At 39.0% G+C, this 12025-nt stretch carries 11 protein-coding genes and 2 tRNA genes; 8 read left to right on the top strand and 5 right to left on the bottom strand.

Annotation, left to right across the window (positions count from 1 at the left end; genetic code table 11):
* Window positions 1-148: 148 nt before the first annotated feature.
* Window positions 149-448 carry a 30S ribosomal protein PSRP-3 gene (locus ACOWPH_RS24800; protein WP_013190996.1) on the bottom strand — a complete coding sequence of 100 codons (300 nt, stop codon included), beginning with the start codon at window positions 446-448 and terminating at the stop codon, window positions 149-151.
* 313 nt (window positions 449-761) lie between these two features.
* On the opposite strand from ACOWPH_RS24800, the gene ACOWPH_RS24795 reads away from it, so the two are divergent.
* Window positions 762-1568: a tetratricopeptide repeat protein gene (locus ACOWPH_RS24795; RefSeq protein WP_042464492.1), complete on the top strand. Its 807-nt coding sequence runs from the start codon at window positions 762-764 to the stop codon at window positions 1566-1568.
* Between the two features lie 184 nt (window positions 1569-1752).
* On the opposite strand, the gene ACOWPH_RS24790 is transcribed toward ACOWPH_RS24795, so the two are convergent.
* Window positions 1753-2253, bottom strand: coding sequence for a dihydrofolate reductase (locus ACOWPH_RS24790; RefSeq protein WP_015212779.1), 501 nt, complete (start codon window positions 2251-2253; stop codon window positions 1753-1755).
* A gap of 271 nt (window positions 2254-2524) precedes the next feature.
* Here ACOWPH_RS24790 and ACOWPH_RS24785 point away from each other — a divergent pair, with 271 nt between their 5' ends.
* Window positions 2525-3805 carry a glycosyltransferase gene (locus ACOWPH_RS24785; RefSeq protein WP_015212778.1) on the top strand — a complete coding sequence of 427 codons (1281 nt, stop codon included), beginning with the start codon at window positions 2525-2527 and terminating at the stop codon, window positions 3803-3805.
* 278 nt (window positions 3806-4083) lie between these two features.
* Window positions 4084-5184 carry a glycosyltransferase family 4 protein gene (locus tag ACOWPH_RS24780; RefSeq protein WP_015212777.1) on the top strand — a complete coding sequence of 367 codons (1101 nt, stop codon included), beginning with the start codon at window positions 4084-4086 and terminating at the stop codon, window positions 5182-5184.
* Between the two features lie 248 nt (window positions 5185-5432).
* Here ACOWPH_RS24780 and ACOWPH_RS24775 read toward each other — a convergent pair whose 3' ends face one another.
* Window positions 5433-6224: a TIGR01548 family HAD-type hydrolase gene (locus ACOWPH_RS24775; RefSeq protein ID WP_015212776.1), complete on the bottom strand. Its 792-nt coding sequence runs from the start codon at window positions 6222-6224 to the stop codon at window positions 5433-5435.
* Window positions 6225-6253: 29 nt separating this feature from the next.
* Complete coding sequence (gene ruvB, locus ACOWPH_RS24770; protein ID WP_015212775.1) at window positions 6254-7357, bottom strand: Holliday junction branch migration DNA helicase RuvB; 1104 nt, start codon at window positions 7355-7357, stop codon at window positions 6254-6256.
* A 347-nt stretch (window positions 7358-7704) separates the two neighbouring features.
* Between ruvB and hisF the strand changes: the two genes are divergently transcribed.
* The 5 genes from hisF (at window position 7705) to ACOWPH_RS24745 (ending at window position 10625) form a co-directional block, all read left to right on the top strand.
* Window positions 7705-8478, top strand: coding sequence for an imidazole glycerol phosphate synthase subunit HisF (hisF, locus tag ACOWPH_RS24765; RefSeq protein WP_015212774.1), 774 nt, complete (start codon window positions 7705-7707; stop codon window positions 8476-8478).
* Window positions 8479-8577: 99 nt separating this feature from the next.
* Complete coding sequence (locus tag ACOWPH_RS24760; RefSeq protein WP_015212773.1) at window positions 8578-8769, top strand: hypothetical protein; 192 nt, start codon at window positions 8578-8580, stop codon at window positions 8767-8769.
* Between the two features lie 122 nt (window positions 8770-8891).
* Window positions 8892-8964: transfer RNA gene (locus tag ACOWPH_RS24755), tRNA-Ala, on the top strand.
* Between the two features lie 271 nt (window positions 8965-9235).
* Entirely contained in the window at window positions 9236-10444 is a 1209-nt protein-coding gene (alr, locus tag ACOWPH_RS24750) for an alanine racemase (RefSeq protein ID WP_015212772.1), read from the top strand.
* A 99-nt stretch (window positions 10445-10543) separates the two neighbouring features.
* Window positions 10544-10625 (top strand) — tRNA-Leu (locus ACOWPH_RS24745).
* A gap of 32 nt (window positions 10626-10657) precedes the next feature.
* On the opposite strand, the gene arsS is transcribed toward ACOWPH_RS24745, so the two are convergent.
* Window positions 10658-11644 carry an arsenosugar biosynthesis radical SAM (seleno)protein ArsS gene (gene arsS, locus ACOWPH_RS24740; protein WP_015212771.1) on the bottom strand — a complete coding sequence of 329 codons (987 nt, stop codon included), beginning with the start codon at window positions 11642-11644 and terminating at the stop codon, window positions 10658-10660.
* Between the last annotated feature and the right edge of the window lie 381 nt (window positions 11645-12025).

The following is a 12025-nucleotide window of genomic DNA, read 5'->3' as shown; positions in this document are numbered from 1 at the left end:
GGGTGTAGGGAAGCGCCAAAATGGGGAAAAGGTGACTAGGGAGGATGGGGAGATCAGGAAAATAACGTTCTAGCTATTTCCTATCTTTCACCTGTCACCTGTCACCTTCTTCCTGCCTTCAATCACCAATTAGCAATTGCTAAAAGGATCAAGCACTACCTGTGAAGGCAACTTCTGGGAATTTCAACTGGGCTTCGGCCATGGGACGGTTTCTGCCTTCTTCTTGCCAGTAGTTGATTACTTCTGTTGCTTTGTTGAGCAACTCAACGCGGTCAACGTCTGTAATCCAGTGTTTGGATTCTAACTCTTTTTTTAATTCTTCCCAGGCATCATTTCTGGGCCAGAAAAAATACTTGGTCAAAGGACTAGTACCTTTACCAACAACCTGATCAACTGCTAGAGCGACGTTCTCATCTAACCAGAGAATTTTTAAAATGAACTTGGTCAATTACACCTCCGGGAAAAATCCGGCTATTACTTACTAAGTTAGCGATGCCTGCGGCGGCCTACACCGAGGCTTATTTTAACGCAAACTCTGACCAATTGACCAGCCCTTTGGGACGGTAACAGGATGGAACCGATAAGGAATATTTATGCTTTATCAATACCTTGTCCAAGTTGAAAAAAACCTTGATTTGTAGGTTGGGTTGAAGCATGAAACCCAACAAATGCGTTGAGTTGCGCTGTCGCTTAACCCAACCTACCGAAAATGGACAAGGTATTGTTTATGATTAATGTTATTGCCCATCACAGAGCGATCGATGATTAAATTAATCTGTATTTTTTTAAGTTTGTTACTTGTGTTTGGTTGGAGTACACCAGTAATGGCACAATCCTCAATAGGGATTACTACCCAAGAAGAGTTACAACAAGGGGATGAGTTAGCAACTAAGGCATTTGTAGCTACAAATCAAGGTGATTTTGCTACCGCTGAAAACTATTGGACAGAGATTATTGAAAAGTTTCCGACTAATGCCGGTGCTTGGAGTAATCGGGGCAATTCCCGCGTTAGCCAGAATAAATTGGCAGCAGCACTGACAGATTACAACAAAGCTGTAGAATTAGCACCAAATGTCACAGACCCTTATTTAAATCGAGGGACAGCGTTAGAAGGTTTGGGGAGATGGGAAGAAGCGATCGCAGATTATAATCATGTTTTAGAGCTAGACCCTAACGATGCAATGGCTTACAACAATCGGGGTAACGCCAAAACCGGGTTAGGAAAATGGGAAAGTGCGATCGCAGATTACCAAAAAGCCACAGAAATCGCTCCCAATTTTGCCTTCGCTAGAGCTAATTATGCCCTAGCTTTATATGAAACTAATCAAATAGACAAAGCTATCCGGGAAATGCGAAATATAGTCCGTAAATATCCCAAATTCGCTGATATGCGTGCCGCCTTAACAGCTGCATACTGGGTAAGTGGACAAAAAGGTGAAGCGGAAAGCAATTGGGTAGCAGCTTATGGACTTGATAGCCGCTATAAAGATATGAACTGGGTGCAAAATATCCGTCGTTGGCCTCCCAGTATGGTAGCAGCCTTGGATAAATTTCTGCACTTACAGTAAATGAGTTTGCTATTACAGCAGAAGTCAGGAGTCAGGAGTAAAACTGGCTTTGTGTATAGGTTTCAATTTAGATTTTGTACCTCCTAACTACACAAACTGCTGTAACTCTTGTTGATAGTATTCTACTATACAGTTTTATCCATACTGAATGCGATGCCTGCATCGCACTCCAAACAAATTTAAACTAAACCCTTTCCATCTCCACAAACTTAAACTTAAAGCCATTTTCCTGCAAATGTTCTTCTTTGGTTACTTTACCGAAATCTGCAAACTCAGGAAAATATATATCTCCCTCAAAATTACCTTCCACAATTGTCAAATAAAGCTTATCCGCAAATTTGATCGCCTCAGTATAAATATCTCCACCACCAGCAATAAATATCTCCTCCGTTTCACTCATTTTAGCCCATTCAACCGCCTCCAAAAGTGAATAAAAAATAACACAACCGGGAGCTTGATAATCAAGATTTCTGGTAACAATTATATTTGTACGATTTGGCAGCGGTTGATAAAAAGTAGAATAAGTTCTCCGACCCATAATCACAGGATGCCGCCAGGTAATTTCTTGAAAATGACGTTCATCTGTGGGAATAATCCAAGGAATACCCACATGAATATGTTCCTTTGTTGAATCAGCTAAAATCCGATTCTCAGAAATAGCTGCAATGAGGCTGATTAGAGGCATAATTGGCACTATCCTTAATAATTATCTTTACCACATCAGGTTTTCGCTAGTTAAATATATAACAATTTTTTGAACAGTGCGGTATAGTTTTTAATCGCCAAACCCGTAAGGGCAGGGTTTTCTCGCTCTCGATTGTATTGTAGCCAAAAGATACAAGCTATAAGTTTTTGAAATTATAGTAAACACTTATAAACGGAAATACCTATGCTTTGAATCTATGAGTCGCTTTTCTGGTATACATCATTGTAATTAACCAGAAAATATAATAATTATGACTCATTATGGCTTAATCTGTCCTGGTTCTACTGGTCACTTAAATACTATGTTACCTCTAGGACGCGAATTACAAAAGCGTGGTCATCGCATTACTTTATTTGGAACCCCCTTTGTTCAACCGAAAGCAGAAGCTGCTGGTTTCAACTTCCGAGTCATCGGAGAAACCGAATGGTCGCCCCAAAAAGCTACTCAATTTTATACAAAATTGGGAGAACTAAGTGGAATGGCAGCCGTTAAATATACAATGAATGGGGTAGCACTCAGAGCAGAAGTGAGTCTCCGGGATACACCAAAAAGTGCCAAAGAAGATGGTGTAGAAGCATTATTAGTAGACCAAATTTGCTTTGAGGGTGAGAGCATTGCTAAATTACTCAAAATACCTTTTATTACCGTATGCAGTGCGGTAGTAATTAATCAAGAAGACACTATTCCTCCTTATTTTGCAAACTGGAGCTATAACCTAGCATGGTGGGCGCGTCTTCGTAATCTAGCAGGTTATTCACTATTTAATAGGATTAATAAACCAGTCCGTCAGGTGATATCAGAGTATCGCCAAAAGTGGAATTTACCGTCATACTCCAGTGACGAAGATTTATTTTCCAAACTAGCAATTATTAGCCAAGAACCGGCTGAACTTGAGTTCCCTCGTAATAATTTACCGCAATGTTTTCATTTTACAGGCCCATATCATGATTCTACAGGAAGACCAGCAATTGATTTCCCCTTTGATAAATTAACAGGACAACCCTTAATTTATGCTTCAATGGGAACTTTACAAAATCGGTTATTACCAGTTTTCCAAAAAATTGCCACAGCTTGCCAAGATTTGGATGCACAATTAGTAATTTCTTTGGGTGGTTCGGCTGATCCTGAAGTTCTTCAAGGAATACCAGGGAATCCTTTAGTAGTTCGTTATGCACCGCAATTACAATTATTAGAAAAGGTAGATTTAACTATTACCCATGCAGGATTAAATACCACATTGGAATGTTTAATAAATGGTGTACCAATGGTAGCAATTCCAGTAACCAATGACCAACCAGGAGTAGCTTCGCGTATAGTTTGGTCAGGATGTGGAGAAGCTGTACCTGTTAAGAAAGTTAATGTTAATAATTTACGGACTGCTATTAACAAGGTGTTAACAGAAGATTCTTATAAAAAGAATGCTTTGCGGTTGCAAGCAGCAATTAAAAAAGCCGGGGGAGTAAAGCAAGCAGTTGATATTGTTGAACAGGCTGTATCTGGTGGTAAGCCTGTTTTAGCTCAAAAAAATTAATCAGTAATAGTGATAGTTTCACAACAAAAAATATCAGTTAAAATCAATTATGACATTAATTTCAGCCTCGAAAGTATTCAATAATTTAAACTAACTTATATATTGATCTTTCTAAATCAGAAGCTCAGTTTTAATATATAATCTTGTTAATATCAATTTTAGGACTTACCCAAGATTGAACTCAAAACCTGATTCTTGAGTAGGGGTAATTCATGAATTACCCCTACTTCCGTTCTGTTTTGCGTAAGTCCTGAATATTTTTGTAGAAATAAAACAATATGGATTGGGACAATAACTCAATTGTAATTTATTCCAATTTTCCATTTCATCTAGAAGATTGGTCTCCTCTTTCTATTAATAAAGGAATTGGAGGAAGTGAAGAAGCGATCATTTACTTAAGTCAAGAACTCTTGAAATTAGGTTATCAAGTCACAGTTTTTAACAGATGCGGTAACATGGAGGGAGAATATAATGGTGTAGTTTATCAATCTGTTGATAAATTTAATCCTGAAGATAATTTTAACGTTTTTATTGCTCATCGTACTTGGACACAACCAATGAAAATGGAAATAAAGGCTAAAAAAACTGCTATTTGGATGCACGACAACCCTAAATTATTTCCTGAAATAGAAGAATTTCAACGTGCAGAATTTTTAAGAAGTTTTGACAAGCTGTTTATGCTGTCGAATTTTCATAAAGCTATGCTACCAGATTGGATTCCTGAAGAGAAAATCTTTTTAACTACTAATGGGATTAATTTAGAAGATTTCAATTTAACAGGACTTACTAGAAATCCCAAAAGACTAATTTCGATTAGTGATTATACAAGAGGCATTGAAAATTTATTAATGCAATGGGAAAAGGTTCTTAAAGAAGTACCGGATGTGGAATTGCATATTTTTTATGGTTGGCAAGGAGTTGATGCACTCATTAATTCACCTTATATTGAGAGATTTCCCCAATTACCGGATAAAAAGAAGCAAATAATGGAACTGTTCGACCAGAAAAATGTTTATGAACATGGCAGAATTGGACACAAGCAGTTAGTTGAGGAATTATTTAAATCAGGTATTTGGGTTTATCCTTGCCATACTATTGCAGAGATTTTCTGTATTAGTGCTTGGAAAGCGCAAGCTGCTGGTTGTGTTCCTGTAGTCACAACTTATGCAGGTTTAGAAGAAACTGTCCAATCAGGTATTAGAATTAAAGGACCTGCGGGAGACGAGGAAACTAATAATATTTTTATTGAAGCAGTGATAGACTTGTTGAAAAATCCTGAAAAGCAAGAAACTCTGAGACAGGAAGCTTTATCTCTCAGAGATTCTTTTGGTTGGGATAAAGTTGCTCAACAATGGCATAAGGAATTTATTTTAGATTAACTCGAACTGTGTGCGTTAGCAAAGCTTCAAGACCTCAACTAACGCTAGTTTGCAAAACTAAGTGAGTTTTGAGAACTTGAGGCAGTTTCAATGCAGATATTTTTATTTATCTCCCAATAATGGGCGCAAAATTGTAATAGACGTATGGTGAAGATTAAATATGCTTTATTGGGAACGTCTCTACATCCTTTGTTCGGAGATATCTAATCAATTTTAAACCCATTGCTTGACTGATTTTATAATATTTATTATACCTTTTGCAATTCCTGAATCTGCGTGTAAGTCAGTTCCTGCACATTACTAAATACTATATTTGCCCCTGCTTGAATTAATGTTTCAGTATAAGCATCACGTCGCGTTGCTGTTTCTTGTACATGGGGCGGTAAAACTCCCACAGCCAGCCAAGTGCGAGAATCATCTATATTTCTGGCTTTTTCGACGGTGTACATATCTGCAACCGTATCACCTACATAAACTACTGTTTGTTTTCTATCACTACCGTTCTCTAATAAGCTAATAGTGGCAAAAAGTCCTGTGGGGTCAGGTTTACCAGGTGCGTCTTCCATTGCAATTAAGATAGGAGATTGCAAACCTAAGCGTTTTTCTAAAACATAAGTAGCAGAACCGCGAGTAGCACCGCTGAAAAATCCCCAACCTATGCCCGTTTGTGTGAGTTCTTGAAAATAACTAGGCTGGGCTAATAAAGGTTCGTTACAAATGTACCCATTCCAATTTTCCGGGTCTGTACCTCGGTAACGGGTTTGAAAATAAGCAACAATATTTTGATAATCTAATTGCAGTTGTTCGCGGTTTTGTCCTTGGGTAGCAAAGTGACGGTAAATAAATTCCTGGGAGGCTTCCCAATCGTTATTCCAAATTCCTTCAGATTTGAGGTTGTCAATGTCTTCAGGTGTGGGACGATAAGCTTGGTTGGTAAAATGCTCCACGGTATCTGCTAAGGCGCGGCGATAAGAACCACCAACATCACGGATAACGCCATCTATATCAAAAACGACTATTGCTTTTGTTTGTTGAGTCATGGGAATGGGGAATTGATATTTGCAGGGAATTAAAGCAATGATAATTGCTCATTGGGTGGTTTAAATCCCATGTGTTTATATGCGGCTTGCGTGGCAACTCGACCACGAGGAGTGCGGCTTAAATAACCAATTTGCATTAAATAAGGTTCATAAACTTCTTCAATGGTTTGGGTGTCTTCACCTGTAGCCGCAGCGATGGTTTCTAAACCCACTGGCCCACCATTGAAGTTTTCAATGATCATACTCAGCATCTTTCTATCTGTCCAATCTAAACCGCAAGGATCTACTTGGAATAGTTGTAAAGCTTCAGCAGCAACGTTTTCATTGATTTCTCCACAGGTTTTAACCTCAGCATAATCACGGACTCGTTTTAATAATCTATTTGCAATCCGTGGCGTTCCCCGTGAACGTTTGGCAATTTCTGTAGCCCCATCCGAGTTGACTGGTGTTTTTAATAATTCAGCGGTGCGGAGAACAATTTGACTGAGTTCGTCAACTTCATAAAATCGCAGTTTTTGAACTAAGCCAAAGCGATCGCGTAAAGGTGAAGTTAATGCACCTACACGGGTTGTCGCCCCCACTAAGGTAAACTTAACTAATGGTATACTTCTAATCCGGGCGCTGGAACCCTTACCCACGGTAATATCTAAGCGATAATCTTCCATCGCTGGATACAAAATCTCTTCAGTCATCCGCGACAGGCGATGAATTTCATCAATAAAAAGCACATCTCCGGCTTTGAGATTCACCAATAACCCAACTATATCCCTTGGTCGTTCCAATGCTGGGGCGCTGGTAATTTTACAACTTACTCCCATCTCTGAGGCTAAAATCATCGCCATTGTGGTTTTACCCAAGCCAGGAGGACCATACAGCAACAGATGATCCATCACTTCACTCCTAGACTTAGCAGCTTTAATGGCAATATCTAGTACATCTTTTAAGTCTTTTTGACCAATGTAATCTGCAAATCGCTGGGGTCGAATACTCTCTTCTTGTTTACCTTCTTCATCAATAGCAGCTTCAGGTTGCAATATATTATTTTCCTGGGGAGGTACTTTTGCTGACTCCCTCGGCTGTTGAGGTTCTTTATTAGGTTCTTGTCCGCTTTTTTTTGAGGAGATTATCGCCATAATTTTCAGAAATTCAGAAGTAGAGGTTTAGCACCGATAAATCGTTACAGCAGTCAAGAAGTACAACCAGTATAGGATATTTGCAGTTAGTTGAAATACAGTGACAGCACCAAAAAGCATGGATTTCTATTCTAGCTTATCAATTTACTAGTAATCAATTTGGATTAACCTTTACATAGATATAGGAGTGAAACGCGGCATCTTGCGAGATGCTGCGCTTTGTTCAGTATGAGAAGACTAGCTTCATTATCTTCTAAGAGCTTAAGTGTATTCATCCTCTTGTCACCTATTTGCCAATTACCTTTACAATTTAAATTCCGGCAATTACCAGGAGGATGAAAGTCGTTATGTTATCTAAAAGAATTTTACCTTGCTTGGATGTCAAGGCGGGACGAGTTGTTAAAGGAGTTAATTTTGTAAATCTGAAGGATGCGGGTGATCCGGTAGAACTGGCCAAGGTTTATAACGAAGCCGGTGCTGATGAGTTAGTGTTTCTCGATATTACGGCAACTCATGAAGACCGGGACACGATTATTGATGTGGTTTACCGGACTGCTGAACAGGTCTTTATTCCATTGACTGTGGGGGGTGGGATTCAAACCTTAGAAAATGTTAAAGGTTTGTTACGAGCCGGAGCTGACAAGGTTAGTATTAATTCTGCGGCAGTCCGTGACCCAAGTTTAATTAATCGGGCAAGCGATCGCTTTGGTAATCAATGTATAGTTGTTGCCGTCGATGCTAGACGAAGAGTTGACCCCAATAACCCCGGCTGGGATGTATATGTAAGAGGGGGAAGAGAAAATACTGGCAAAGATGCCTTACTGTGGGCGCAGGAAGTGGAACAACGTGGGGCCGGTGAATTGCTGGTGACAAGTATGGACGCAGATGGTACTCAAGCTGGTTATGACATAGAGTTAACACGAGCGATCGCTCAATCTGTAGAAATTCCGGTCATTGCCTCTGGAGGTGCAGGAAATTGTGAACATATCCACGATGCCCTAACTACAGGTAAAGCAGAAGCCGCATTATTAGCCTCTTTGTTACATTACGGGCAGTTAAGCGTAGCCCAAATTAAGAATTATTTGCAAGAGCGATCCATTCCAGTCCGAATACCCTGCTAATACTAAATGGAAATTAGCCACATCTCTACTCAAGTTCGACACAGTTACCCAAAACAATGTTAAGATTATGTCTACTAGTATGAATAAATATTAAGAACTATGTTGATTCCTATTTTACTTTTTGATGTGGCGCTGGTGGCCTGGTCGCTGCACCTGATGGAGAAAGCCTACCAGAGCAAAGAATTTTCTCTCATGTTAGCTGGTACATTGGTTGCCCTAGCTGCTGCCGCTATGTTAGTAGTCTATTTCTTGATGGGTCATTGTATGACTTATCTGATACAAGTTTCTTAGACGAGTACTCACATCTAATAAAGTAAAGGGTATAGCTCACATTTAATTTCAAATTAAATATTTAACAACCAATTTCTTGACAAAATATCAACAACTAAGGTAATATAGTAAATGCGTTTCACGGGGTTATAGCTCAGTTGGTAGAGCGCTTGAATGGCATTCAAGAGGTCAGGGGTTCGATTCCCCTTAGCTCCATTTTGGAGATTAAATTAAGAGTAATCTAACTCTACCAATCTCAGGCACAACTATCGCACTTTATCATTAAGTTGCCTCAGTTTCCCTATTAGGGGTTTAACAATGCTCAACCCCCAGTATTTATAGAAACTGAACACTTGCCAACATCTTGTATAAACTCCCGGATAAAAGGTAAACTTTCCTGATTAAATTGATATGGCTTTGAGGGTAGCAAACCAGAATCATCAGATAGTCTGGGAGCTTTGCAGTGGTGTGAGAGGAGTGAATTACAATGTTAAGTCGCAAGCAAACCCCTAGTTTTGCTGATAATCAGGAGCGTGATACCTACGCTTGGTTTTCTCAACGCGCTTGGGTAGAAATAGATTTAGGTGCGTTGTCTAATAATGTTAAGCAGTTGGTAAGGTTTTTATCACCAAGTACCCAGTTGATGGCGGTTGTAAAAGCTGATGCCTATGGACATGGAGCGGTGGCAGTTGCGAAAACAGTTCTAGAAGCCGGTGCGAGTTGTTTGGGAGTGGCTACAGTTCCCGAAGGAATTCAATTAAGGGAAGGTGGAATAAAAGCTCCGATTTTAATTTTAGGAGCAACACATACACCAGAACAAGTTCATGCGATCGCTCATTGGCAACTTCAACCAACACTATGCAACCCCAAACAAGCTTTAATATTTTCTAATACACTCGAAGCAATTAATTATAATTTTCCCATACCTGTACACATCAAATTAGATACAGGAATGTCGAGATTAGGTACAAATTGGCAAGAAGCAGCTGATTTTGTGCAGTTAGTACAAGGATTACCTCATCTTGATATTGCCAGCATTTATTCTCACCTAGCAACAGCTGATAGTCCTGATACTACAGTCATGCAAGAACAGCATAGGAGATTTGAGGAAGCGATATCTACCATAGGTTACGCCAACCCACAAATCAAAGCCAAAGGCATCAAAATTCCCAGCTTGCATTTAGCCAACTCAGCAGCTACCCTTGCAGATCCAAAATTACACTATGACATGGTGCGTGCCGGTTTAGCTATTTACGGACTCTATCCCGCATCTCATTTACAAGACAAAATCAAATTACAACCAGTTTTACAACTCAAAGCACGTGTCACTCAGGTTAAAACCATAGCTCCTGGGACTGGTGTTAGCTATGGTCATCAGTTTATCGCACCCAAAGAAATGCGTCTTGCCGTTGTTGGTATTGGTTATGCAGACGGAGTTCCCCGCAGTCTTTCCAACCAAATGCAGGTATTAATTCGTGGGCAGAGAATACCACAAATAGGCACAATTACAATGGATCAAATCATGTTAGATGTCAGTTCCATACCCGATATACAAGAGGGTGAAATAGTTACCCTACTAGGAGAACAGGGAACAGAACAAATCACAGCCGATGATTGGGCTAATCAATTAAATACCATTTCTTGGGAAATTCTCTGCGGCTTCAAGCATCGTCTACCCCGTGTAGCTGTCATGTAGGAGGCTGGAAACTGGGAACTGGATCAGAGTTTTACTAATCACCAATTCCCAATTACCTCTTGCCAACCATAATTTGTTATGCTAATATTAGATACTGATGCGGATATGGCGAAATTGGCAGACGCGCTAGATTTAGGTTCTAGTTCCGAAAGGAGTGAAGGTTCAAGTCCTTTTATCCGCACTTAATTGAGAACAAATACATTTTTGGTGTTATCATACTAAAGCACCACCACAACTAGAACCACAACCGGCGGTACAACCATAGCAATAATCAGCAGTTTGAACTTCCCTAATCATATCTAAACTACCAGATTCTAACAATTTTCTAATTGTTAGGGTTTTACCATTAAAAGTTTTTGCAGGTAAGTTCATCATTTGATTGAAATCACAATCATATACATTACCTAAATAATCAACTGAAATTTGATCACGGCACATTAAATTTTCAACTGTATCGGGGTTAAAATTAGATTCTAAAAACTGCAAATAGCCTGAATAAAGTTGTTTTCCTTCTAAGTATAATTTTGTTCTACCTACAGGTAAATTAGTGATGGTAAAGAGGTTATTAAACACTATACCAAAATTTTCTTGTAGGAACATTTTATAAGCTATTTCTAGGTTTGTCTGTTCAGGAGTGACTGAAAATTTTTCACTCGTGGGTAAGGGAGGATTGTACACTAAATCTAAAATTAAATTTGGATTTTTTGCATATCCAAGTTGATTTAACCATTGCAGGGCGCGAATAGAGTCATTAAACACACCATTCCCCCGCATTTTATCTACATTATCTGCAAGGTAACAAGGTAGGGAAGCAACAATTCTCACTTGGTGTTTAGCGAAGAATTCTGGTAAATATCCAAATCCATCAACGAAATAAATTGTCAGATTTGACCGGACAATTACTTTTTTTTCTGCTAAACTTGCGGCTTCTACTAGTGGCTTAAAACCATAATTCATTTCTGGAGCGCCACCAGTTAAATCTACAATTTTAATTTCGGGAAATTTAAATATGAATTCAATTAATTCCAGTCCAATTTCTAGGTTTAGTTCTTCTGTTCTTTTTGGACTTGCTTCAACATGACAATGATTGCAGCTAAGGTTACAGCGTTTACCTAAATTAATCTGTAATACATTTATTTCCTTTTTTGTTAAAGGTGAAGTTAATTTATGTTTGAACTGGGTATTTGATGTATTCTGCATTGCTTACTAGTTCCGAAATATGACAAAATTTTTCTTGCTTATTATTGCACTAATTTAATTTATAAGTGATACCACTAAGAGGATGTTTGAAAAGTGGTTGCTGATGTATTAAAAACTTTAGATCCTCCTAAATCCTCCTTTTTAAGGAGGACTTTGACTCTAGTTCCCCCCCTTCTTAAGGGGGGTTAGGGGGGAATGGCTCCGCCACGCAAGCTATCATTGAGTGTCTAAAATCACCACCCGAAACTTTTCAAACACCCTCTAATAATCGCCGCAGTAGGCAAAGTTAATACTCAAGATAGTAGGATGTGGTAGAAAACACGTAAGGAATCAGGATACAGAATGTTTGATATAGCAGGGAACTCTTAACAGAATAAAAAA

The sequence above is a fragment of the Anabaena sp. PCC 7938 genome, from assembly GCF_049315035.1.
GTDB lineage: Bacteria > Cyanobacteriota > Cyanobacteriia > Cyanobacteriales > Nostocaceae > Anabaena > Anabaena cylindrica.
Note: the sequence above shows the minus strand (reverse complement) of the source record. Positions and strands in the feature narration are given on the sequence as shown.

Bases quoted from the DNA above. Each gene is read 5' to 3' on its own strand.
- ACOWPH_RS24775 (WP_015212776.1), bottom strand. From the start codon at position 6,224: ATGACTCAACAAACAAAAGCAATAGTCGTTTTTGATATAGATGGCGTT.
- hisF (WP_015212774.1), top strand. From the start codon at position 7,705: ATGTTATCTAAAAGAATTTTACCTTGCTTGGATGTCAAGGCGGGACGA.
- ACOWPH_RS24790 (WP_015212779.1), bottom strand. From the start codon at position 2,253: ATGCCTCTAATCAGCCTCATTGCAGCTATTTCTGAGAATCGGATTTTA.
- ACOWPH_RS24780 (WP_015212777.1), top strand. From the start codon at position 4,084: ATGGATTGGGACAATAACTCAATTGTAATTTATTCCAATTTTCCATTT.
- alr (WP_015212772.1), top strand. From the start codon at position 9,236: ATGTTAAGTCGCAAGCAAACCCCTAGTTTTGCTGATAATCAGGAGCGT.
- ACOWPH_RS24795 (WP_042464492.1), top strand. From the start codon at position 762: ATGATTAAATTAATCTGTATTTTTTTAAGTTTGTTACTTGTGTTTGGT.
- arsS (WP_015212771.1), bottom strand. From the start codon at position 11,644: ATGCAGAATACATCAAATACCCAGTTCAAACATAAATTAACTTCACCT.
- ruvB (WP_015212775.1), bottom strand. From the start codon at position 7,357: ATGGCGATAATCTCCTCAAAAAAAAGCGGACAAGAACCTAATAAAGAA.
- ACOWPH_RS24785 (WP_015212778.1), top strand. From the start codon at position 2,525: ATGACTCATTATGGCTTAATCTGTCCTGGTTCTACTGGTCACTTAAAT.
- ACOWPH_RS24760 (WP_015212773.1), top strand. From the start codon at position 8,578: ATGTTGATTCCTATTTTACTTTTTGATGTGGCGCTGGTGGCCTGGTCG.